This window comes from Arthrobacter sp. SAFR-179, assembly GCF_059414945.1.
This window is the reverse complement of the sequence record NZ_JBPFDM010000003.1, coordinates 247,385-268,970: the sequence shown is the minus strand read 5'-3', so window position 1 is coordinate 268,970 and position 21,586 is coordinate 247,385. Positions and strand designations below refer to the sequence as shown.

At 67.7% G+C, this 21,586-nt stretch carries 16 protein-coding genes and 1 pseudogene; 8 read left to right on the top strand and 9 right to left on the bottom strand.

What is annotated here, in order from left to right:
- Positions 1-25 precede the first annotated feature (25 nt).
- Positions 26-1,531, bottom strand: a complete 1,506-nt coding sequence (locus ACR65K_RS08095) for an SDR family oxidoreductase (RefSeq protein WP_440152157.1) — start codon at positions 1,529-1,531, stop codon at positions 26-28.
- A 396-nt stretch (positions 1,532-1,927) separates the two neighbouring features.
- Here ACR65K_RS08095 and mfd point away from each other — a divergent pair, with 396 nt between their 5' ends.
- Positions 1,928-5,569 (top strand): transcription-repair coupling factor, encoded by a 3,642-nt coding sequence (gene mfd / locus ACR65K_RS08090; RefSeq protein ID WP_440152316.1) that lies wholly within the window; start codon positions 1,928-1,930, stop codon positions 5,567-5,569.
- Between the two features lie 6 nt (positions 5,570-5,575).
- The gene (locus ACR65K_RS08085; RefSeq protein ID WP_142030685.1) at positions 5,576-6,388 is read left to right on the top strand and encodes a metal-dependent hydrolase; all 813 of its coding nucleotides are present in this window, start codon (positions 5,576-5,578) and stop codon (positions 6,386-6,388) included.
- A 126-nt stretch (positions 6,389-6,514) separates the two neighbouring features.
- On the opposite strand, the gene ACR65K_RS08080 is transcribed toward ACR65K_RS08085, so the two are convergent.
- The 6 genes from ACR65K_RS08080 to nirB all read right to left on the bottom strand — a co-directional run bounded on the left by ACR65K_RS08080 (position 6,515) and on the right by nirB (position 13,610).
- A complete protein-coding gene (locus ACR65K_RS08080) occupies positions 6,515-6,778 on the bottom strand; it encodes a hypothetical protein (protein ID WP_056332263.1) in 264 nt (87 codons plus the stop codon).
- Between the two features lie 52 nt (positions 6,779-6,830).
- Complete coding sequence (gene deoC, locus ACR65K_RS08075; protein WP_440152155.1) at positions 6,831-7,550, bottom strand: deoxyribose-phosphate aldolase; 720 nt, start codon at positions 7,548-7,550, stop codon at positions 6,831-6,833.
- A 90-nt stretch (positions 7,551-7,640) separates the two neighbouring features.
- Positions 7,641-8,513, bottom strand: a complete 873-nt coding sequence (locus ACR65K_RS08070) for an FAD-dependent oxidoreductase (protein ID WP_440152153.1) — start codon at positions 8,511-8,513, stop codon at positions 7,641-7,643.
- 224 nt (positions 8,514-8,737) lie between these two features.
- Positions 8,738-9,919 (bottom strand): uroporphyrinogen-III synthase, encoded by a 1,182-nt coding sequence (locus ACR65K_RS08065; RefSeq protein ID WP_440152151.1) that lies wholly within the window; start codon positions 9,917-9,919, stop codon positions 8,738-8,740.
- Between the two features lie 14 nt (positions 9,920-9,933).
- A complete protein-coding gene (gene cobA, locus ACR65K_RS08060; RefSeq protein WP_440152150.1) occupies positions 9,934-10,965 on the bottom strand; it encodes a uroporphyrinogen-III C-methyltransferase in 1,032 nt (343 codons plus the stop codon).
- Between the two features lie 2 nt (positions 10,966-10,967).
- Positions 10,968-13,610: a nitrite reductase large subunit NirB gene (nirB, locus tag ACR65K_RS08055; RefSeq protein WP_440152148.1), complete on the bottom strand. Its 2,643-nt coding sequence runs from the start codon at positions 13,608-13,610 to the stop codon at positions 10,968-10,970.
- 257 nt (positions 13,611-13,867) lie between these two features.
- On the opposite strand from nirB, the gene nirD reads away from it, so the two are divergent.
- The gene (gene nirD / locus ACR65K_RS08050) at positions 13,868-14,248 is read left to right on the top strand and encodes a nitrite reductase small subunit NirD (RefSeq protein WP_056332251.1); all 381 of its coding nucleotides are present in this window, start codon (positions 13,868-13,870) and stop codon (positions 14,246-14,248) included.
- Between the two features lie 70 nt (positions 14,249-14,318).
- Here nirD and ACR65K_RS08045 read toward each other — a convergent pair.
- A pseudogene (locus ACR65K_RS08045) lies at positions 14,319-16,068 on the bottom strand (phospho-sugar mutase).
- Between the two features lie 56 nt (positions 16,069-16,124).
- The gene (locus ACR65K_RS08040) at positions 16,125-16,943 is read right to left on the bottom strand and encodes a purine-nucleoside phosphorylase (RefSeq protein WP_440152147.1); all 819 of its coding nucleotides are present in this window, start codon (positions 16,941-16,943) and stop codon (positions 16,125-16,127) included.
- 103 nt (positions 16,944-17,046) lie between these two features.
- Here ACR65K_RS08040 and ACR65K_RS08035 point away from each other — a divergent pair, with 103 nt between their 5' ends.
- The 5 genes from ACR65K_RS08035 (at position 17,047) to ACR65K_RS08015 (ending at position 21,586) form a co-directional block, all read left to right on the top strand.
- Positions 17,047-18,462, top strand: coding sequence for an NAD(P)H-quinone dehydrogenase (locus ACR65K_RS08035; protein ID WP_440152145.1), 1,416 nt, complete (start codon positions 17,047-17,049; stop codon positions 18,460-18,462).
- A 66-nt stretch (positions 18,463-18,528) separates the two neighbouring features.
- A complete protein-coding gene (locus ACR65K_RS08030) occupies positions 18,529-19,287 on the top strand; it encodes a prolipoprotein diacylglyceryl transferase (protein ID WP_440152144.1) in 759 nt (252 codons plus the stop codon).
- Positions 19,284-19,631, top strand: coding sequence for a hypothetical protein (locus ACR65K_RS08025; protein WP_440152143.1), 348 nt, complete (start codon positions 19,284-19,286; stop codon positions 19,629-19,631). Before ACR65K_RS08030 ends, ACR65K_RS08025 begins: the two co-directional genes overlap by 4 nt.
- Before the next feature lies 1 nt (position 19,632).
- Positions 19,633-19,983 (top strand): hypothetical protein, encoded by a 351-nt coding sequence (locus ACR65K_RS08020; RefSeq protein ID WP_440152141.1) that lies wholly within the window; start codon positions 19,633-19,635, stop codon positions 19,981-19,983.
- A gap of 16 nt (positions 19,984-19,999) precedes the next feature.
- Positions 20,000-21,586, top strand: a complete 1,587-nt coding sequence (locus tag ACR65K_RS08015) for a radical SAM protein (RefSeq protein ID WP_440152140.1) — start codon at positions 20,000-20,002, stop codon at positions 21,584-21,586.

The window sequence follows — 21,586 nt, the reverse complement described above, 5'->3', positions numbered from 1 at the left end:
GGAAAGGATTTACGCCTCCAACATCCTACGGGGTGGCCGGCGAGGGCTCCGCATCTGCCAGTTTCTGCGCTGCTGCGGTGATGTTCCGCGCCATGGCCGGGAAGATCAGGCTGTGGAACGGCAGCACGGCGAGCCAGTACAGCCGTCCGCTCAATCCCTTGGGGAAGAAAATGGCGCGCTGCCGGTACCGGCTTCCGTCGCCGTCGGGCTCAACCGAAAGCTCCAGCCACGCCCGTCCCGGCGCCCGCATCTCCGCCCTCAGCCGGAGCAGGCGGCCCCGATCGATCCGCTCCACCCGCCACCAGTCCACTACCTCGCCGGCGGCCAGGGTGTGGGGGTGCCGGCGGCCGCGCAGCAGGCCGGCGCCGCCCGTCAGTTTGTCCAGCCAGCCGCGGACCTGCCAGGCCAGGGGCAGCGAATACCAGCCGTTGCGGCCGCCGATGCCCTCGATGATGGTCCAGACGTGGGCCGGATCAACGTCCCCGTGGAAGGTCCTTTCGTCGATGTACACTTTGTGCCCCGCCCAGTCGGGGTCGCTGGGAAGGGGATCGGAGTCGGCGCCGGCGTTTGCCCAGGTGGTCTCCACCTGGCCGTCCCGCTCCTTGCCGAGGGCCAGGGCCACCGCCGTCCGGTAGGGGGTCAGGCCGCCGTCGGGCTGGGGGATGTACTGGTCGATATCGTGCTCATTGGATACGGCGTCGTGCTGCAGCGACTGGACCAGCGGCACGGCCATGGAAAGCGGGATGGGCGTTGTCAGGGCCACCCACATGCCTGCCAGCTTGGGCGCAGGCACCGGCAGCGCGAGCACCACGCGGTAGGGCAGGCCCGCTTCGGCGGCATATTCCTTCATCATGCCCGCGTAGGTCAGCACCTGCCGGCAGCCAATGTCGAACGTGCGGTTGATGGTGCCCTCCAGCGACGCCGCGGACACCAGGTAGTAGAGGACATCACGCACGGCGATGGCTTCGATCCTGTTGCGCACCCAGCTGGGCGCCGGCATCAGGGGCAGCGTTTCGGAGAGGTGGCGGATCATCTCGAAGGAGGCGGAACCGGAGCCGATCACCACGCCGGCCTGGAAGACGACAGCGTCCACCGGGCTGTCCAGGAAGACTTTGCCCACCGCCTCCCTTGACCGCATGTGGGTGGAAAGTTCCACGTTCTGGGGGTGCAGGCCGCCCAGGTAAACAATCCGGTGTACCCCGGCGGCGTCGGCAGCGTCCGCCGCTGTCCGCGCCATGGCCTGTTCCTTTGCCTCGAATCCTGCCCCGGCAGCCATTGAATGCACCAGGTAGTAGAAGACGTCGACGCCGGCCAGGGCGTCCCGGAGCGCGTCGCCGTCGTCAAGGCTGCTTTCAACGACGTCCACTTTGTCCCGCCACGGTACGCCGGCAATCTTGTCCGGCGAGCGGACCAGCACCTTGACGGTGTGGCCCGCTTCCAGCAGCTTGGGCACCAGGCGGCCGCCGATGTACCCGGTTGCGCCGGTGACAAGCACAGTCTTCGGTGTTGGCGGGGCGCTCATTGCAGTCATGCTGGCTCCTGTTCGTCTTGGCCGGTGTCCCTGCGGACCCTGTTTGCCCCAGGCGGTTCGTCCCTTGCGGTTCCATCGTCCGTTGTGGTTCGTAGCCGCCGCCCATGCGGACGGCTGGCTACGAACGGATATGGTGCGGGTCCTGCCAGCCTAGGTCCATTCCCGCGAAGACAGGTGCCGCGCTGCCATGTCGTTCCTGCGCGGTAGGCTGGGAGTACCCGGGATTCGCAGCGAATTTCGGGTTTTCGCGTTGCCTGCTTGTCTTCAATGAACACCACAGGAGCTTCTGCCATGAGTCTTCCCGGCCAGTCCGCCGCCGGCACATCCAGCACAGGCACGTCCCGCACCGGAACGTCCCGCGCCGCCAAAAGCGGTGCCGGCAAGGGCAGTGCCGGAATGTCCCCAGCCCCGTCGCTGGACGGACTGCGCCGCGCGCTGGAACCGGACCGGACGTTCGCCCGGGTCCGTGCCGAGGCCGCCCGGGGATTCGCCGTCCGCGGACAGGACTACCAGATCAGCGCTCCTGCGGGACTTCGTCCGGTGCTGCTTGCGGAGATGGCGGACGGACTCGCCGCCAAGGCGGAACAGGCCGGCGGTACCGGGCCGGGCGTCGTGCTGGCCGTCACCGCCACCGGCCGGGAGGCGGAGGACCTGACCGCAGCCCTGCGCGCCTACCTGCCGGCGGACGCGGTGGCGGAGTTCCCCAGCTGGGAGACCCTCCCGCACGAGCGGCTTTCGCCGCGCTCGGACACGGTGGGCCGCCGGCTGTCAGTGCTGCGCCGCCTGGCCCATCCGGAAAGCTCGACGGCGGGACGCCTCCAGGTGGTGGTGGCGCCCGTCCGCGCCGTGGTCCAGCCGGTGGTGGCGGGCCTGGGCGACCTTATTCCGGTCACGCTGAAGGTGGGCCAGGAGGTTCCATTCTCCGACGTCGTCAAGAGCCTGGCCGACGCCGCGTACGCCCGGGTGGACATGGTGACGCACCGCGGCGAGTTCGCCGTCCGCGGCGGCATCATCGACGTTTTCCCGCCCACGGAGGACCACCCCATCCGGGTGGAGTTCTTCGGCGACGAAGTGGACCAGATGCGCTGGTTCGCCGTGGCCGACCAGCGCTCGCTGTCCGCTCCCGGCATCCACCACCCCACCGAGCTGCACGCCCCGCCGTGCCGCGAAATCCTCATCACCCCGTCCGTCATGTCCCGCGCCGCCACCCTGAAGGCCCAGCTCCCGGCCGCGGCGGACATGCTGGAAAAGATCGCCGGCGGCATTGCCGTGGAGGGCATGGAGTCCCTGGCGCCGGTGCTGGTGGATGCGATGGTCCCGTTCGTTGACCAGTTGCCCGCCGAATCCATCGCCGTGGTGATCGAACCGGAAAAGGTGCGCACGCGCGCCCACGACCTCGCCGCCACCAACGAGGAGTTCCTGGAGGCGGCGTGGTCCACGGCGTCCGACGGCGGGGCGGCCCCTTTGGACCTCAGCTCACAGGCGAGTGCGGCGCTTCATTCGGCGAGCTTCCGCTCTTTGGCTGACACCCGGGGGTCCGCCCTGGAGCACGGCGTGTCCTGGTGGTCCATCACGTCCCTGGCGCAGGATGCGGAACTGCTCCCCGAGATCGATGTGCTGAACCTGCATGCCCGCGAACCCCGCGGCTACCAGGGTGACGTGGCCGAAATGATGGACTTCATCGGCTCCCACGTCCGCGACCAGTGGCGGATCGTTGTTGCCACCGAAGGTCCCGGCCCGGCCCAGCGCCTGGCCGAGCTGTTCCATGAGAATGACATCCCCTGCGCCCGGGTGGACAGCCTGGACCACGAACCCCAGGCGGGCATCATCGAGGTGACCACTGCCGCCGTCGGCCGTGGTTTTGTCCTGGACGGCCTCAAGCTGGGCCTGCTCACCGAGGCCGACCTGCTGGGCCGGACCTCGGCCGGGTCCACCAAGGACATGCGGCGGATGCCCTCCAAGCGGCGCAACGCCGTCGATCCCCTGCAACTGGTGGCGGGGGACCACGTGGTCCACGAACAGCACGGCATTGGCCGGTTCGTGGAACTCATCCAGCGCAAGGTGGCCGGTGGAGGCGAGGGCGTCCGGGAATACCTGGTGCTGGAGTACGCGCCCGCCAAGCGCGGCGCACCCGGTGACCGGTTGTTCGTCCCCACCGACCAACTGGACCAGGTGACCCGCTACGTGGGCGGCGACACCCCCGTGCTGAGCAAGATGGGCGGCGCGGACTGGGCCAGCACCAAGTCCAAGGCCCGCAGGGCGGTCAAGGAAATCGCCGGCGAACTGATCCGGTTGTACTCCGCCCGCATGGCCTCCCGGGGCCACGCCTTCGGCCCTGACACCCCGTGGCAGCGCGAACTCGAGGAAGCCTTCCCGTACGTGGAGACGCCGGACCAGCTGACCACCATCAACGAGGTCAAGGCGGACATGGAGCGGGAGATTCCCATGGACCGGCTGGTGTCCGGCGACGTGGGCTACGGCAAGACCGAAATCGCGGTGCGCGCTGCCTTCAAGGCCGTGCAGGACGGCAAACAGGTGGCGGTGCTGGTGCCAACCACGCTGCTGGCCCAGCAGCACTACGAAACGTTCACCGAGCGGTTCTCCGGGTTCCCGTTGCGGGTCAAGCCGCTGTCACGGTTCCAGAGCGCCAAGGAGTCCAAGGAAACGGCAGAGGGCGTCAAGAGCGGCGCGGTCGACGTGGTGATCGGCACGCACCGGCTGCTGTCCAAGGACTTCGAGTTCAAGGACCTGGGCCTGGTGATCGTCGATGAGGAACAGCGGTTCGGCGTGGAGCACAAGGAAGCGCTGAAGAAGATGCGCACCAACGTGGACGTCCTGGCCATGAGCGCCACCCCGATTCCCCGCACCCTGGAAATGTCGCTCACAGGGATCCGGGAAACCTCCACCCTGGCCACCCCGCCGGAGGAACGGCATCCTGTGCTGACCTACGTGGGCCCGTACACGGACAAGCAGACCTCCGCCGCCATCCGGCGGGAACTCATGCGTGAAGGCCAGGTGTTCCTGGTCCACAACCGGGTGTCCACCATCGAACGGACGGCCGCCAAGATCCGCGAGTTGGTGCCCGAGGCACGGGTGGAGGTGGCGCACGGCAAGATGTCCGAGAGCCGCCTGGAACAAATCATCGTTGACTTCTGGGAGCGGCGCTTCGACGTGCTGGTGTGCACCACCATCATCGAGACCGGCCTGGACATCTCCAACGCCAACACCCTGATCGTGGACGGCGCGGACAAGTACGGCCTGTCCCAGCTGCACCAGCTCCGCGGCCGCGTGGGACGTGGCCGTGAGCGCGCCTACGCCTACTTCCTGTACCCGTCGGAGAAGCCGCTGGGCGAGGTGGCGCTGGAACGGCTCAAGGCCGTGGCCGCGCACAACGAGCTCGGCGCCGGCATGCAGCTGGCCATGAAGGACCTGGAAATCCGCGGCGCCGGCAACCTGCTGGGCGGCGAACAGTCCGGCCACATCCAGGGGGTGGGCTTCGACCTGTACATCCGCCTGGTGGGCGAGGCCGTGGCCGACTTCCGGGGCGAGGCCGAGGAAAAGGCCGCGGAGATGAAGATCGAGCTGCCGGTCAACGCCCACCTGCCGCACGACTACGTTCCCGGCGAGCGGCTGCGGCTTGAGGCGTACCGGAAGCTCGCAGCGGCCCTCACCAATGAGGCCATCGACGAGGTCCAGGCAGAACTCGTTGACCGCTACGGCGACCTTCCGCTGCCCGCCCAGAACCTGGTGGCAGTGGCACGCTTCCGTGTTGGTGCCCGCGAAGCCGGCCTGTCCGACGTCGCACTCCAGGGCAACTTCATCAAGTTCTCCCCGGCCACCCTCCCGGAATCAAAGACCATGCGCCTGAACAGGATGTACCCGGGATCGCAGTCCAAGCCCGCCCTGGACGCCGTGCTCATCCCCAAGCCAAAGACAGCGCGGATCGGCGGCCGGGACCTGCAGGACGCGGAGATCCTGGAATGGGCCAACGGCGTCATCCGGAACATCTTCTCCGACGCCCCGCTGGCGGTGAGCTAGGACTTGATGGGAGGACACCACGCCGCGTCGGGAGCCGCGGCGTGGGTAGCTGTTGCGTCCACCGGCCCCTACACCCTGGGCTGGTACCCGCTGGACCCCACGGGAATCCTCATCGGCGGCATGGCCACCGCGGGCACGGCCCTGGTCTGCGACTGGGACCACCGGGCAAGCACGGTGGCCCATTCACTGCCGCCGCTGTCCAACGTGATCGCGCGCGGCATTGAAAACGCCAGCGGGGGCCATCGGCAGGGCACGCACTCCATCCTGGGTGCCGCGGTCTTCGTGTTCCTGGCCGGTTTGGCGTCGCAGGTGCACATGGACACCGGCTGGGGCCGCCTGTCCGTAGGTGCCGGGCTGCTGTGCATGTTCCTGATCAACATCGCGGCCAAGGCGCTGAAGCTTTTTCCCAAGAGCGGTTTCATCTCCAACTGGATCTTCGCACTGGTGATGGCCGGTCTGGTCACGGTGTACGCGCCGGACCAGTGGACCTGGTTGCCCACGTCCATGCTGATCGGGGTGGTGGTGCACATCGTTGGCGACCTCATCACCACCGGGGGAGTGCCGCTGCTGTGGCCGCTGGTGGTCCGGCCACCGAAAATGCTGCGCCGGCTGCCGCTGCTGCGAAACGTCTGGCGGGCCAACGGCGCCCTGTCCCTGCCCCTGCTGGGGCGCGCCGGTTCCAAACGGGAGTGGCTGGTACTGATCCCGGTCAGTGCCTACGCCATGGTGGGCATGTCCATGGCCGGGTGGGCCATCGCCCAACACCATTGGGGCCGGGTGGCCGCCGCCGCGGGCGCGTGGATCAGGCTCTGGTTCTAGCGGGCAGCGCCTTTCAGCAGCGGGCAGCAATGCCGGCAGAAGGAGCCATGCCGGCTGAAGACAGCAACGGACCGGCGGACAATGTCCGCCGGTCCGTTTTTGCTGTGCCGTTCTTGGGTTTGGAGTTTAGTGCTCGCCGGCAGAGTCGGAACGGCCGAGGATGGTCTGCGGGATCCAGAATGCCAGCGCAAACAGGACCAGGCAGGCGGCCATGGGCCACGGGTTACCCAGGGTGAGGAATGACAGTGAGTAGATGGCGCCCAGGAACAGGACGAAGCAGACAACGAAGAGGATCACGCTGGTGGCGAGGTTGTTCTCGTTCTGCGGGGTCCGGACGGAGTCCGCGTTGGACGCCGTGTCCCGGCTGGACGCGTTGATCTGGCTGGACATGTGTTCCTCCTCGGCCCCGCGGGGCTTGTTCTGCGGCTGCTTCCGGTTCCGGTCAGTAAGCGGCTGAACCCTGTTCACCCTTGACAATGGCAATCCCGGAGCTGGCACCAATTCGTGTTGCACCTGCTGCAATCATAGCCTGCGCGTCGGCCAGGGACCGTACGCCGCCGGAGGCCTTGACCCCCAGGTCCGGGCCAACGGTCCTGCGCATCAGGGCTACATCTTCCACGGTGGCCCCGCCGCCGTTGAAACCGGTGGAGGTCTTCACGAAGTCCGCCCCGGCCTCCACGGCCGCCTGGCATGCCAGCACCTTCTGTTCATCCGTGAGGAGGGCGGTCTCGATGATGACTTTCAGGATGGCGCCGCCCGCGTGCACGGTCTCGGCAACGGCCGCGATGTCCTCGGTCAAGGCACCCTTGTCGCCCGCCCTCGCGGCGGCAATGTTGATCACCATGTCCACCTCGTCCGCCCCGTCCAGCACGGCGCCGCGGGCTTCGAACGACTTTACATCGGTGGGCGTGGCCCCCAGCGGGAAGCCCACTACGGAGCAGGTGAGGACGCCCGTGCCTTTGAGCGCGGTGGTGACGGTCTTGACCCAGATGGGGTTGACGCAGACTGACTTGAAACGGTATTTGGCCGCCTCGGCACAGACCTTCAGGACGTCAGCCTCCGAGGCTTCGGGCTTGAGCAGCGTGTGGTCGATGTAGGAGGCGATGTCCGCGGTCCCGGCCGGATCAGCGGTTCCTGCGTGAACGGTGGCTTCGTTGCTCATGATGGTCCTCTCGAAGGGCCTTGTGGGCCCGGCGTTGACTCGGTTTCGGGAACCATCTTGTCACAGCGCACCGTGCCGGTGGCGGCCCGCTCAGGCAGCCGCCTGCAGGGCCGGTGCCGCCGACGACGCTGACAGCAGCTGGGTGGCGCAGGCACCCGCCGCGGAGGCGGCTGCCACCAGCAGCCCCAGCCGGACGCCGTCGAACGCTGCTGCGTCACCGATGGCCCAGATTCCCGGGACGGACGTCCGGAAGTCGCGGCTGATCTCGATGCCGCCGCCGGGAGCGGTCTGCAGCCCGGCGCTGGCAGCGAGGCCGTCCCGGGAGACCCGCTCCTCGGCCAGGACCACCAGGTCGCCGGCCATGCTGCTGCCGTCCTCGAAGACCACGGCGGAGGAGGCGAGAGGGGAACCGGAGCCGCTGGAAACGACGGCGGGGATGACGGCGGCGGGCCGGGCGGTGGTGCGGATGGGCCGCACCCCCTTGGCCCGGAGCACCGCTTCGGCCTGCCCTGCCGCTGCGCCGGTGCCCACCAGGATGCCCACCGGCCGGCGGCCCAGCTGCCGGGCGACTTCCTGTACTCCGTCTGCAATGCGTGGGGCGTCATCGATCGTGGAGTAGCTCAGGCACTGTCCGGCGCCGTCCACGGGGGCGGCCACGGGAGCCGATCCGGTGGCAATGACCAGTTGGTCGTAGGCGAATTCCATGCCATCCGCCGTTGCCACGGTGCGCTTGGTGGCGTCGATGTGGCTGGCCGGCTGGCCGAAGCGCACGGAGACCTGGGGCAGCATGGCCAGTTCCAGCAGTTCTTCCGGGGTGTCGTCGCGGTTGCTCAGTACCGTGATGGTGCCGTTGAATTGGGCGCGGTCGAGCTGTGCCACCAGGGCCTGGGCGGCGGGGCCGGCGCCGGCGATGACAATGCGGGTAGCGGCGGAGGTGGACGTTGAGGGTGCCGGAGCGGACATGTGCTGGCCCTTTCGCTGGTGGCCGGAAACCGGCCGGAACTTCGTGATGGAACCCAGCGTAGGGGCGCGCTTTTTCCGTTGTGTTACCTGTCCATTGCTGTTTCGCGGGCCCGTGTTCGCCAGTATTTACCGGCCGGTAACAGAACCCGTGACACATCTCTCATCCATTCGGCGCCGGACACAATTCCCCGTAACCAGCTCTCTGGGCGGCCCGCCCGGACATATTAGACGCGGATCCGGTACCCGCGCTTGACCACCGTTTCAATGAGTTTGCCGTCGGGCAGTGATGACCGCAGCCTGCTCACGGTCATGTCCAGCGCGTGCACGGAGCCACGGAGTTCCAGCAGGTCGGAGAGTGATTCACGGGACAGGACGGCGCCGCCGGCACCCAGCAGGGCGCGCAGGAGCAGCAGGGGAGCGGGCGCCAGTTCCACTGCCTGGCCATCGATCCGCAGGCTCCGGCCGCGAAGTTCGATGTTCCCCGATCGGGTGTCCAGCCGCCGGACATGGTTCAGCGCCAGGTGCTCGCACACCAGCCGGATGAGGGCGCCCATCCGGAACCGCTCCGGGATCAGCGGGCTCAGGCCGGCGTCCAGGAGGGGCTGCGCGGTTACGGGACCGACGACGGCGGTGGTGACGTTCAGTTTCAGGCTCTCCACCAGCTGTTTGTAGAGGCCCATCTCATGCGCGGTGCTCCACATGGCGTCCACCGCGGGGGCGCTGGTGAAGGTCAGGACGTCCAGGTTCCCGCTGCAGACGGCCTCGATCAGCCGCGGCAGCTTGTCCTCGCCGTCCGGCTTAACCCAGCGGTAAGGCGTGACAGTGAGGACGGTGGCGCCGGACATCCGCAGGCGCTCGATCTGGCGCACATCCGTGTAGCCGTGCAGCTGCATGGCAACGGTTTTGCCGCGCACGCCTTCGGTGAGCAGCATGTCCACCAGCGTGGAGGTGGTTTCGTCGCTGCTGATGCCGACGTCGGCAAGGCCGGCCGCGCGCACCGCACCGCGGGCTTTGGGTCCCCGGACGAACATGCGGGTACTCCCGAGCGTTTCCAGCAGTTCGTCGCCGATGCCGAAGGAGTCCGCGGCCTCGCACCACCGGCGCATGCCGTAGGCGGTAGTGGCGATGCACAGGTCCGGGTTGGCGGCGATGATGGCCTTGGTGTCCTCGATGAGCCGGATGTCCTCCTGGACGGGGGCGATCTTCAGCGCCGGCGCATGCAGCACCTCAGCCCCACGTCGCTCCAGGGCCTCGATCAGGTCGCGCGAGCGCCGGTCCGAGGTCACTCCGATGCGGAACCCCTCCAGCGGCGACTCCGCGGCATCGGTGGCTTCGTCGGCCTGCGCCGTCGGTTCGGCCTGGGTCGGTTCGGCCTGGGCCGGTTCGGCCGGTGCAAGTGCAGTCATGGGGGTCAATCCTTTCATGATCCCAGCAGCGAGGCCGCAAGCCTGTCCAGGTCTGCGGCGGCAGCGGCGTGGTTCCGGTTGGCTTCAGCCACCCGGACCACCTCGCCGATGACCAGCACTGCCGGGTTGCTGCAGCCGGCAGCGGCGGAGGTGATGGTGCCGAGGTCTGCGATGGTGGTGCGCTGGCCAGGCCGGTAGCCGCGCTCCACCACGGCCATGGGCATGTCGGGGCGCATGCCGGCGCGGCGCAGGCCCGCCGCCAGCTGGTGGAGGGTGCCGATGCCCATGAGCACCACGATGGTCCCGCCCAGGCCGGCAAGGTGGTGGTGCTCCTTCTCCGTCAGTGGTGCGTGCCCGGAGACCACGGTGAACATGTGGCTGACTTCGCGGTGCGTTACCGGGATGCCGGCGGCGGCCGGGACTGAAATGGCGCTGGTGACGCCGGACACCACCTGTACCTTGAGGCCCGCGGCCACACAGGCGGCAACTTCCTCGCCGCCGCGGCCAAAGACGTAGGGGTCGCCGCCCTTGAGGCGGACCACGTTGTTTCCGGCCAGCGCGCTTTCCACCATGAGCTTTTCGATGTCCGACTGGCTGACCTTGTGGTGCCCGGGTTTCTTTCCGACGTCCACCAGGTCCGCGGACGTCAGCAGTGGCAGTTCCTGGTAGGGCGCCAGGCGGTCGTAGAACACGACGTCGGCATCACGGAGCGCCTTGACGGCTGCCACGGTGAGCAGGTCCCCGGTGCCGGGGCCGCCGCCGACCAGGGTGACGTGTCCGGCGGGGCCGGCGGCAGGCTCGGCAGCGACGGGAATGCCGGTGCTCCGGCAGCGGTCCAGGAAAGCGTCCCAGCCGGGCTGTCCGTCCTCGACGGCGGCGACCAGGAACAGCCGCTCCGGCAGGTGGACGAACCGGGCCTCGGCGGGGCTGCCAAGGCGGTGTACGACGGCGCCCGCGGCTTCGTACCGCCGCACCGCCTGCCGCGCGGCAGTGGGGCTGCCGGCCACCAGGACGTTCCGGTCGGTGAGGTCGATACTGAGCTGCATGGCTATGCCTCGTTTCCGATGGTTTCGGCTGTGGCGGGGCGGACCGGGATGGACGCGCCGATCAGGACCTTTCCTTTTTCCTCGGCTGTGGCCGGGCGCATCTGGCCGCGCTCGTCCGGGACGAAGGTGATGGAGTCGTCCTTCTGGTCCGGTGCATTGACGAACGAGCGGAACCGGCGGAGCCGCTCGGGGTCCTTGAGGGTGTCTGCCCATTCGTCGACGTAGGTGTCCACGTGCTTGGCCATGGCCGCCTCAAGGTCCGCGGCAATGCCCAGGGTGTCCTTGACCACCACGTCCTCAACGTGCTTGATGCCGCCGTCGAGCTCCTCCTGCCAGCGGGCCGTTCGCTGCAGGCGGTCCGCGGTGCGGATGTAGTACATGAAGTACCGGTCGATGTACTTGATGAGGGTTTCGTCGTCCAGGTCCTTGGCCAGGAGCTGGGCATGTGCAGGGGTGGCCCCGCCGTTGCCGCCCACGTACAGGTTCCAGCCGTCGGCGGTGGCGATCACGCCCACGTCCTTGCCGCGCGCCTCGGCGCATTCACGGGCGCAGCCGGAGACGCCCATCTTCAGCTTGTGCGGGCTGCGCAGGCCGCGGTACCGCAGTTCCAGCTGGATGGCCATGGCCACCGAATCCTGGACGCCGAAGCGGCACCACGTGGACCCGACGCAGGACTTCACGGTGCGCAGGCTCTTGCCATAGGCCTGGCCGGACTCGAAGCCGGCGTCCACCAGCTCCTTCCAGATCTCCGGCAGCTGCTCCAGGCGGGCGCCGAACATGTCGATCCGCTGGCCGCCCGTGATCTTGGTGTACAGGCCGTACTTCTCGGCCACGGCGGCGATGACGCCAAGCTTCTTGGGGGTGATCTCGCCGCCGGCGATGCGGGGCACCACGGAGTAGGTGCCGTCCTTCTGCATGTTGGCCAGGGCGCGGTCATTGGTGTCCTGCAGGGTGCCCCGACCGGCGTCCAGGACATAGGCGCTGTTCTGGCTGGCCAGGATGTTGGCGATGGTGGGCTTGCAGATGTCGCAGCCGGCGCCGGTGCCGTACTTGGCCATGATCTCCTCGAAGGAGGTCAGCTCGAGGACGCGGATGGCGTCAAAGAGTTCCTGGCGGGACAGTTCGATGTGCTCGCAGAGGGCCTTGGAGACCTCGACGCCGGACTTGGTCAGCTCGGTTTCGAGCAGCTTCTTCAGCATGGGGACGCAGGAACCGCACTGGGTGCCGGCCCGGGTGCAGCCCTTCAGCTCACCCAGTTCCTGGACCGGGGCGTTGCCCTCGCAGGCACCGCAGCCGTTGATGGCGTCGCGGATGCTGCCGGCGGTGACGTTGTTGCAGGAGCAGAGGGTGGCGTCGTCGGGAAGTTCGGTTTCTGGGGCCTCGCCACCGCCGGCAGCGCTCAGGAACGCGCCGGGCTCGGCGGGGAGTTCACGGCCCAGGAGGGGGCGCAGGCTCATATAGGGGGAGGCGTCGCCGACGAAGATGCCGCCCAGGAGGGTCTTGGCGTCGTCTGTCGTCACGATCTTCTGGTAGACGCCGCGGGCGGGATCGGCGTAGACGATCTCGAGGGCGTGTTCGGTGCGGGCGAAGGCGTCGCCGAAGCTGGCCACGTCAACGCCGGAAAGCTTGAGCTTGGTGGCGGTGTCAAAGCCGGGGAAGGTGGCGTCCCCGCCGTGCAGGCGGTCGGCGACGATTTCCGCCATGGTGTTGGCGGGTGCCACCAGGCCCAGGCACATGCCGCCGTAGTTGGCCACTTCACCGATGGCCCAGATGCCATCCACCTCGGTGGCGCAGTAGTCGTTGATGACCACGCCGCCGCGCTGGCCCAGGCTGAAGAGCTGGTCTTCGCCCTCGGCGGCGCGGAACAGCTCGTCCCGGGGCCGGACGCCGACCGCGACGATCACCAGGTCGGCCGGGATGATGCGCCCGTTCGCCATCAGCACTCCGGTGACCTGGCCGTCGTCGTCCGTCAAAATCTCTGAGGGGAACACGCCGCCGTGCACTTCGAAGCCTTTCGCCTCGATGAGTCGGCCCAGGGCCTGGCCGGCGCCCTCGTCCAGCTGGGTGTTCATCAGCCAGGGAGCCCCGTTGATGACAACGGGCGTGGCGCCCAGCTGCTCGGTGCCGGCAGCCGACTCGAGCCCCAGGAGACCGCCGCCGATGGTCACGGCGTTGACCTTGCGGCCCAGCTTGGCGGTGAGTTCGGCGATGGCCTTGTTGACGGCCCACACGTCCTCAAGGGTGCGGTAGACATGGGCGTGCTCGGCACCGGGGATGGGCAGGCGCACGGCGTCCGAGCCGGTGGCCACCACCAGCTCGTCATATTCGTACGCGTTCCCGGCAGCAGTCTGCACCGTCTTTGCGCCTGCGTCGATCTTCACCACGCGCTCGCCGGTCTTCAGGACCAGGGAGCCGTGGTCCCACATCGAAGCCGTACCCAGGGTCAGGTCCACCCCGGTATCGGTCAGCGCCTTGGAGAGTGCCACCCGGTCGTAGGGGAGGTGGGCTTCTTCGGTGAGGACCGTGACATGCCAGCCATCGAGGCCGCGGGCATGCATGGCGTCCGCAAAACGGTGGGCCGCTGGGCCGCCGCCGGCGACGACGATGCGGCGCGGAGTCTCTGTGCTTGAAGTCTGTTCGGTCACTGTGGGCCTTTCGCATGGGCCGCAGACGGTGCTCTGCAGCTTGTGCCTCCAGCCTAGGGAGGGGCAGTTTCGCCTCAGTTTCCCAATTGTTTCGCCAACTTAACTTCTGCATCACGAACGCATTTCCGGCCGGGTTAGGACTCTTTTACGCGCCGGACACATTCGCCGCACCCCCTTGAAACACCTGGAGCCTAGCGTGGGACACGGCCGCAAAAGCAGCGGCTGCACGGACAACAGGCACAGGGAAGGAGCCGGACATGACGGCAACACTGGAACTTGGGGCGCTCGCCGCCGAATCAGACCTCGCTGGATTCCATACCGGCTGGCACCGTGTCTGCACGGTGGAGGACCTCGAACCGGCGTGGGGCGAGGCCGCCCTGGTGGCAGGCCGCCAGGTGGCGCTTTTCCGTACCGGCCCCGTCGAAGTATTCGCCGTGGCACACGAGGACCCGGCCACAGGAGCCCATGTCATGGCACGCGGCATCCTTGGTTCCAGGGGGACCAGGCCTACCATCGCCTCCCCGCTGCACAAGGAGGTCTACGACCTTGAGACCGGCGAATGCTTCACCAGCCCGGGCCTGCGGCTGGCAGCATTCAGCACCCGCGTCATCGACGGCTTCGTCGAGGTACAGCTGTAGCACCTGAACCTTCAGGGGGCGCAGGGCCTTTAGCGGCCCTGGCGCCCCTTCGGCGTTTAACCCGGCAGTGTTAAAGACCCAGCGCCTCGCTGACGTCGTGCAGTACCTCATCCAGTGAGGCACGCGCGGCCTGGCGCGCTGCCGGCAACTCCGCGGCTGAGCCTGCCTGGTGGATAACCTCCAGGTAGCACTTGAGCTTGGGCTCGGTGCCGCTGGGCCGGATGATCACCCGGGTCAGGTTGCGGGTGATGTAGAGCAGCCCCTCGGTGGGAGGCAGCTCGGCGCTGCCCTCGGCCAGGTCTGTGAAGACCTCCACCGCTGACTGCCCGAACGATTCCGGCGGCGAAACCCGCAGGCGATTCATCATGGCGTCCAACAGCCCCAGGTCCGCCACCCTGATGCTCAACTGGTCGCTGGCGTGCAGGCCGTGCTGGAGGTACAGCTCATCCAGGGTGTCGAAGACGGTCTTGCCTGCGGCTTTGGCGGCGGCAGCGAGTTCGGCGATCAGGACGGCGGCCGAAATGCCGTCCTTGTCCTTCACCTGGTCCGGGGCCACGCAGTACCCCAGCGCCTCCTCGTAGCCGTACACCAGGCCGGGAACCCGGGAAATCCACTTGAAGCCGGTCAGTGTTTCCTCGTGGGCGAAGCCGGCTGCGGCGGCAATGCGGGCCAGCAGCCGCGAGGAAACAATCGAATTGGCAAAGACGCCCCGGCCGTCGGCCTCCGCGCCGGCCTGGCCGTCCGAGAGCCGCGCCACCATATGAGCGCCCAGCAGGGAACCCACTTCGTCGCCCCGGAGCATCCGCCACGCACCGGTGTCCGGGTCTTTTGCCGCCACGGCGGCCCTGTCGGCGTCCGGGTCGTTCGCAATGACGATATCGGCGTCCAGCTGCGCCGCCGCTTCGAGGGCAAGGTCCAGGGCCCCGGGTTCCTCCGGGTTGGGGAAGCTGACGGTGGGAAAATCGGGGTCCGGTTCGGCCTGTTCGGCCACCACGGTGACATCTGTGAAACCTGCCGCCTTCAGGACGTCCAGTGCCGTTCCGCCGCCGACGCCATGCAGCGGCGTGAGGACGACCTTCAGGTCGCGGGCGGGAAAGCGGTCCGGCATGGTGAGTGCCGCCGTCGCCCGCTCATACCCAGCCGCCAGCGAGCCATCCAGGACGGTCCAGCCGCCCTCCGCCAGCGTGATGGATTCCAGCGGTCCCACGGCGCCGATCCGCGCGGCAATTTCCGCATCGTAGGGCGCCACGATCTGCGCGCCCTCACCGTCCGCCGCCACGGCATGCCGGCCCAGGTACACCTTGTAGCCGTTGTCCTGGGGCGGGTTGTGGCTGGCGGTGACCATGACGCCGCCGTCGCAATCCAGGGCCCGGACAGCGTAGGCCAGCAGGGGAGTGGGGAGGGGGGGCCGGGAGCAGGAACGTCTCGATGCCGGCGGCAGTGAAGATCGCTGCCGTTTCGGCCGCGAAGGCGTCGGAGTTATGCCGGGCGTCATATCCGACGACGGCGCGTGGCCGGGTGCCCGGCGCGGCCTTGCCCACTGCGTCCAGCAGGAAGGCGGCGAGTCCAGCTGCGGCGCGGCGCACCACCACCCGGTTCATCCGGTTCGGACCCGGGCCCAGTGCTGCGCGCAGCCCGGCCGTGCCGAACTGCAGGGTGCCGCGGAAGCTGTCTTCCAGTTCCTGCCGGGCCACCGGATCGCCGTCCTCAACAAGGCGGACAAGCTCAAGGAGCGACGCCTTCGTTGCGGGATCCGGGTCCTGGGCAGCCCATTCGCGGGCCTCGGTGAGCAGGCGAAGTTCGGCATCGGAAGACGTCATGGGCATAACGCTATCGTCATTGCCCGGCCCCGTGGCGCACCCGGGCGCCGCGAGCGTTAGAGCCGGGCGATGATATCGGCCAGCAGCCTGGAGATGCGCGGGCCCGCCGCGCGGCCGGATTCGATCACTTCCTGGTGGCTGAGCGGCTGCGGGCTGATCCCCGCTGCGAGGTTGGTGACCAGCGAAATACCAAACACTTCCATGCCGGCATGCCGCCCGGCGATAGCTTCCAAAGCCGTGGACATGCCGATGAGTTCGGCGCCGATCCGCTTGGCGTACTGCACCTCGGCCGGCGTCTCGTAGTGCGGCCCGGGGAACTGGGCGTACACGCCCTCCGCCAGGCTGGGGTCCACCTCGCGGGCCAGTCCGCGGATCCGGGGCGAGTACAGGTCTGTCAGATCCACGAACGTGGCGCCCTCCAAGGGGGATGCCGCGGTGAGGTTGATGTGGTCCCTGATCAGTACCGGGGTGCCGGGGGCCCAGTCCTCGTTGAGTCCGCCGCAGCCGTTGGTCAGGACCAGGGTGCCGCACCCGGCGGCCGCCGCGGTCCGGATTCCGTGGACCACCGCCCGGACGCCCCTGCCCTCGTAGTAGTGCGTACGGGCACCAAGCACCAGGGCCCGCTTTCCCGAGGGGGTGAGGATGGAGCGGATGGTGCCCACGTGGCCCTCCACGGCGGGGGCGTGGAAGCCGGGAACTTCTTCGGCAGACAGGGTGGCGGTGGTCTCGCCGATGAGGTCTGCTGCCTCGCCCCACCCGGAGCCAAGGACCAGGGCGGTATCGTGCCGGTCCACGCCTGTCTCTTCGGCGATGTAGTCCGCCGCGGCGCGGGCAGCGGCAAACGGGTCCGTGTTCAGGAAGTCTGTTGTACTCACCAGTACAAGTTATCGTGCCGCCCGTGTTGCCCCCGTCACGGCTGGCCCGGGAAGGGCCCTGTCTTCTTGGTGGTCAGCGGCAAATGGGCGAGAATGGATGACTGTGACTACGCATCCAGATTTCAGTTCCCCCCGGATCGCAATCCTGGGAGGTGGCCCGGGCGGATACGAATCCGCCATGGTGGCCGCCTCGCTCGGGGCGACGGTCACCATCATCGAACGCGCGGGCCTGGGCGGATCCGCCGTGCTGACCGATGTGGTTCCCTCCAAGACCCTCATTGCCACGGCTGACCTGATGACCCGCGTGGCCGAGGCCGGGGAGCTGGGGGTGAAGTTCGACGTCGACGGCGGCGACTTCGTGCCGGTGATGCGGGCCGACCTCAAGCACATCAACGACCGGCTCCTGAACCTGGCGCGCAACCAGTCCCATGACATCCGCGACGCCCTGGAGAAGCTGGGCGTGCGGATCATTGCCGGTTCGGGCAGGCTCCTGGACAGCCACACCATCGAAGTCCTGACGGTGGACGGCACCGAAACCGTGGAAGCGGACACCATCCTGCTGGCCGTGGGCGCACACCCCCGCGAGCTGGAGACGGCCCGCCCGGACGGCGAGCGGATCCTGAACTGGACCCAGATCTACAACCTGGACGAGCTGCCCGAGGAACTCATCGTGGTGGGGTCTGGCGTGACCGGTGCGGAGTTCGCCTCCGCCTACAACGGCCTCGGTTCCAAGGTCACCCTGGTGTCCAGCCGCGACCGGGTGCTGCCCGGCTCCGACGTTGACGCCGCCGTTGTCCTGGAGGAAGTCTTCGAACGCCGCGGGGTCCGGGTCCTGTCCCGCTCCCGCGCCCAGACCGTGGAACGTACGGACGACGGCGTGCTGGTCACCCTTTCCGACGGCTCCACGGTAACCGGCAGCCACTGCCTGCTCTGCCTCGGGTCCATCCCCAACACGGCAGGCCTGGGCCTCGAGGAAGCCGGCGTGGCCGTCAGCGAAAGCGGCCACATCAAGGTGGACGGCGTCTCCCGCACCACCGCCCCCAACATCTACGCCGCCGGTGACTGCACCGGCGTCCTGCCGCTGGCCTCCGTGGCCGCCATGCAGGGCCGCATCGCCGTGGCGCACTTCATGGGCGACGTCGTCACCCCGCTCAAGCTCCACCAGGTGGCATCCAACATCTTCACCTCGCCCGAGATCGCGAACGTGGGCATCTCCGAAGCCGACATCGAGTCCGGCAAGTACCAGGCCGACGTCGTCAAGCTCTCCCTGCGCAGCAACGCCCGCGCCAAGATGCGCAACGCCAAGGACGGGTTCGTCAAGATCTTCGCGCGCAAGGGCTCCGGCACGGTGATCGGCGGCGTGGTGGTGGGCCCCAACGCCTCCGAACTGATCTTCCCGATCTCCATCGCGGTCAAGCAGAAGCTGCATGTGGACGACCTCGCCAGCACCTTCACGGTCTACCCGTCGCTGACCGGATCCATCTCCGAGGCCGCCCGCCGCCTGCACGTCCACATGTAGGGCACCCGCCCATGTAAGGGCCGAAGGGCCCGCATTCCACGGGCAACACGTTGTTACACTCTGCTCATGATCGGGCTTCCCTTCGCGGGAAACGGGCTGGTACATGCCGGCTTCGTCGGGCTGGGAATCCTCGCAGCCCTGCTGTTCTACGCGTATGAGAAGCGCCGCCGCGGACTTGCCGATCCCCGGTTGTGGCCCATTGCAGGTTTTGCCGTTGCGTTCGGGGCCATCGGTTCCCGCGTGCTCACCTGGGACATCTCGCGTCAGGTTTCACTGGCTGACTGGTGGGGCAACGGTGACCGCAGCATCCTGGCCGGCCTGGTGGGAGCCTGGCTCGGCGTCCTCCTGGCGAAACGGCTGACCGGCTACCGGCAACCGACGGGGGATCTGCTGGCCCCGGCAGTAGCCCTGGCGCTCATCATCGGGCGTATCGGCTGCCTCCTGACAGAGCTCCCCGGAACGCCGACCGGGGGAAGCTGGGGAGTCATCCTCACTCCTGAGCAGGCCGCGCTGACCGGGGCCCAGGCCGGGGTGGGACTTCATCCGTCGTTCGCCTACGAGATTGTCTTCCACGTTGCGGCCTTTGCCCTGATGTGGCGCTACCGTGACCGCCTGCCCCACCCCGGCGACCTCTTTATCTGCTTCGTCAGCGCTTATGCCCTCTTCAGGTTCGTCGTCGAATTCGTCCGGGGCAACGAGGTGCTGTGGCTGGAGATGAGCAGGCCCCAATGGTTCCTGCTGGCGGTGTTGCCCCTTCTGGTATGGCGGGTCCGGCGCGTCTTCGGTTCACCGCTCCGCCGGGAGATGGAAGGAACCGCAGCATGAGTGACGACACGCCCGACATCCCGCCGTCACCGCCGCACCAGGAGGGCCCGGCGCCGTCCCCGAAATCCGGCTCAATGAGCATGGGGGCTTTTTTCGGGGCCCTGGCGCTGTACGCCATCTATGTCCTGGGAACGATGGCGCGGGGGCCTTATGCCTGGTCGGCCACCTTCCTCTCCATACCGGCCCCGTTCATCCCCATCGCCCTCTATCTGGTGGTGGCGATCGCACTGGCAGTCTTTCCCCGGACTTCGCGCCTGGGGACAGGGCTGCTGATCGGCCTGGGCGCCTTCCTGCTGCTGGGCGGTGGCCTTTGCGTTACGTTCCTCGCCCAGGTCCGGGGCTGACATGAACCACGACGACCAGCCGGTTCCGCCGCCAAGGGAACAGGGGAGCGGGCAGAAGCGGGAAAACCGGGGTGGTTATCTGGGGTCCGGAGCCGTTTTCGGCGCTCTGGCCCTGTACATCCTCTACCTTGGGGCAGCAGTCGGCATCGGAGCACCGAATGCATGGGCAACCAGCATCTTTGCCGGGCCGGCCGCCTTCGTCCCGATCGCCGTCTATCTGGGGCTGGCCATTGTTCTTGCCGTTAATCCCCGCACGTCACGCACCGGAGCGGGCTTACTGATTGGGCTCGGCGTTTTCACGTTGCTCGGCGGGGGACTTTGCGTGGGTGCCCTCACACAGGCCGAAATTTAAAGAAGGGCGCCGAATCATGACGACTCAACAGTTGCCAGGGCCAGGCCAGCCGCTGCGCGGTGACAGGATCCACCGTTACGTGACCGCTTTCTGCCCCCAATGCCACGAAACCAACCCGCCACTCAGCGAGGTCCGGCGGCTGTCCGGGGCGCTGCTTGTCCGTGACGGCCGGGTGTGGCTCGAACGCGGCTGCCCGGACCATGGCCTGGTCCGCACCCTGTACGACGAGTCGGCAGAAATCCTGCGCTACCTGGAGAAGTGGCAGGCGCCCACGAAGCAGCACATCCCCGACCAAGCCGACAATTTCCGCGCTGTCCCTGAGGCCTATGCCTTCGGCCTTCCGGCCATGCAGACGCAGCACACCTGCATCCTCCTGCAGGACATTATCGAGCACTGCAACCTGCGCTGCCCCACCTGTTTTACGGCGTCGGGCCCGCAACTGCAGGGAGTCGCACCGCTCCAGGAGGTGCTCGACAACGTGGACACCCGCTTGGGCCGTGAGAACAACCGGCTGGATGTACTGATGCTCTCCGGCGGTGAGCCTACGCTGTACCCCTATCTGGCCGAACTGCTGGACGAACTCGTGTCCCGGCCGATCGTCCGGATCATGGTGAACAGCAACGGCATGCTGATTGCTACCGATGACGACCTCCTCGCCTTGCTGGCACGGCACCGGGACAGGGTGGAGGTGTACCTCCAGTACGACGGTCCGTCCAGGGAATCGTCGATTTACCACCGCGGCGGGGACCTGACCCGCTACAAAGACGCGGCAATCTCCCGCTTGTCGAAAGCCGGCATCTTCACCACGCTGACCATGACGGCATCCCTTGGCGTCAACGACGGCGAAGTCGGTGCCGTGGTGATGCGCGCCCTGGAGACTCCCTTTATTGGCGGGGTGGCGCTGCAGCCCGTCTTCGGTTCAGGACGCGGACACGGCATCGACCCCTTGGACCGGCTCACCCATACAGGCGTCCTGGAGAGGTTGGCTGAGCAAACCAACGGTGTGGTGTCCTGGCATGACCTGACGGCACTGCCCTGCTCCCACCCGCACTGCGCCTCCGTGGGCTACATGCTGAAGGACGACGCGGGAGTCTGGAGGTCCCTGACGGCATTGATCGGGCACGATCAACTGCTGACGTGGCTGGAGCTGAACCCTGACAGCCTTGCGAACCGGATCGCTGACAGCTCCATCCCCCTGGAGCTGCGGAACCTGATGAAAACCTCGCTGCTGGACCTGCTGAGCGAGCAGGCATCGCTGTCCCACCCCCGCACCATGGACCTCTGGAAGAACATCTGCTCCCAGTGCGACTTGGGCATCGGGACGCTGACCACCCTGGCGGCAGGCAAGCTCCCCGGCCAGCAACAACGCCTTCGCAGGCTCCTTGCGGAGCGCGTCACCCGGATCATGGTCAAACCCTTCATGGACATCTCCACGATGATCGAGGAGCGGCTCACCCAATGCTGCGTCCACGTAGGAACCAAGAGCGACGCCGGCGCACACCAGTGCGCTCCGTTCTGCGCAGTGCAGGCATGGCCTTCGCTGGCGAGGCAGCGCATGAGCACCGCCACCGGCGTCCGGCTGCTCCCGATGCGCCAGGTATAG

Excerpts from the sequence above, each read along its gene's own strand:
- ACR65K_RS08080 (WP_056332263.1), bottom strand. The coding sequence starts at position 6,778 with ATGTCCAGCCAGATCAACGCGTCCAGCCGGGACACGGCGTCCAACGCG.
- deoC (WP_440152155.1), bottom strand. The coding sequence starts at position 7,550 with ATGAGCAACGAAGCCACCGTTCACGCAGGAACCGCTGATCCGGCCGGG.
- ACR65K_RS08065 (WP_440152151.1), bottom strand. The coding sequence starts at position 9,919 with ATGACTGCACTTGCACCGGCCGAACCGGCCCAGGCCGAACCGACCCAG.
- ACR65K_RS08025 (WP_440152143.1), top strand. The coding sequence starts at position 19,284 with ATGAGTGACGACACGCCCGACATCCCGCCGTCACCGCCGCACCAGGAG.
- nirD (WP_056332251.1), top strand. The coding sequence starts at position 13,868 with ATGACGGCAACACTGGAACTTGGGGCGCTCGCCGCCGAATCAGACCTC.
- ACR65K_RS08070 (WP_440152153.1), bottom strand. The coding sequence starts at position 8,513 with ATGTCCGCTCCGGCACCCTCAACGTCCACCTCCGCCGCTACCCGCATT.
- cobA (WP_440152150.1), bottom strand. The coding sequence starts at position 10,965 with ATGCAGCTCAGTATCGACCTCACCGACCGGAACGTCCTGGTGGCCGGC.
- mfd (WP_440152316.1), top strand. The coding sequence starts at position 1,928 with ATGTCCCCAGCCCCGTCGCTGGACGGACTGCGCCGCGCGCTGGAACCG.
- ACR65K_RS08095 (WP_440152157.1), bottom strand. The coding sequence starts at position 1,531 with ATGACTGCAATGAGCGCCCCGCCAACACCGAAGACTGTGCTTGTCACC.
- ACR65K_RS08030 (WP_440152144.1), top strand. The coding sequence starts at position 18,529 with ATGATCGGGCTTCCCTTCGCGGGAAACGGGCTGGTACATGCCGGCTTC.
- ACR65K_RS08015 (WP_440152140.1), top strand. The coding sequence starts at position 20,000 with ATGACGACTCAACAGTTGCCAGGGCCAGGCCAGCCGCTGCGCGGTGAC.
- ACR65K_RS08020 (WP_440152141.1), top strand. The coding sequence starts at position 19,633 with ATGAACCACGACGACCAGCCGGTTCCGCCGCCAAGGGAACAGGGGAGC.
- ACR65K_RS08085 (WP_142030685.1), top strand. The coding sequence starts at position 5,576 with ATGGGAGGACACCACGCCGCGTCGGGAGCCGCGGCGTGGGTAGCTGTT.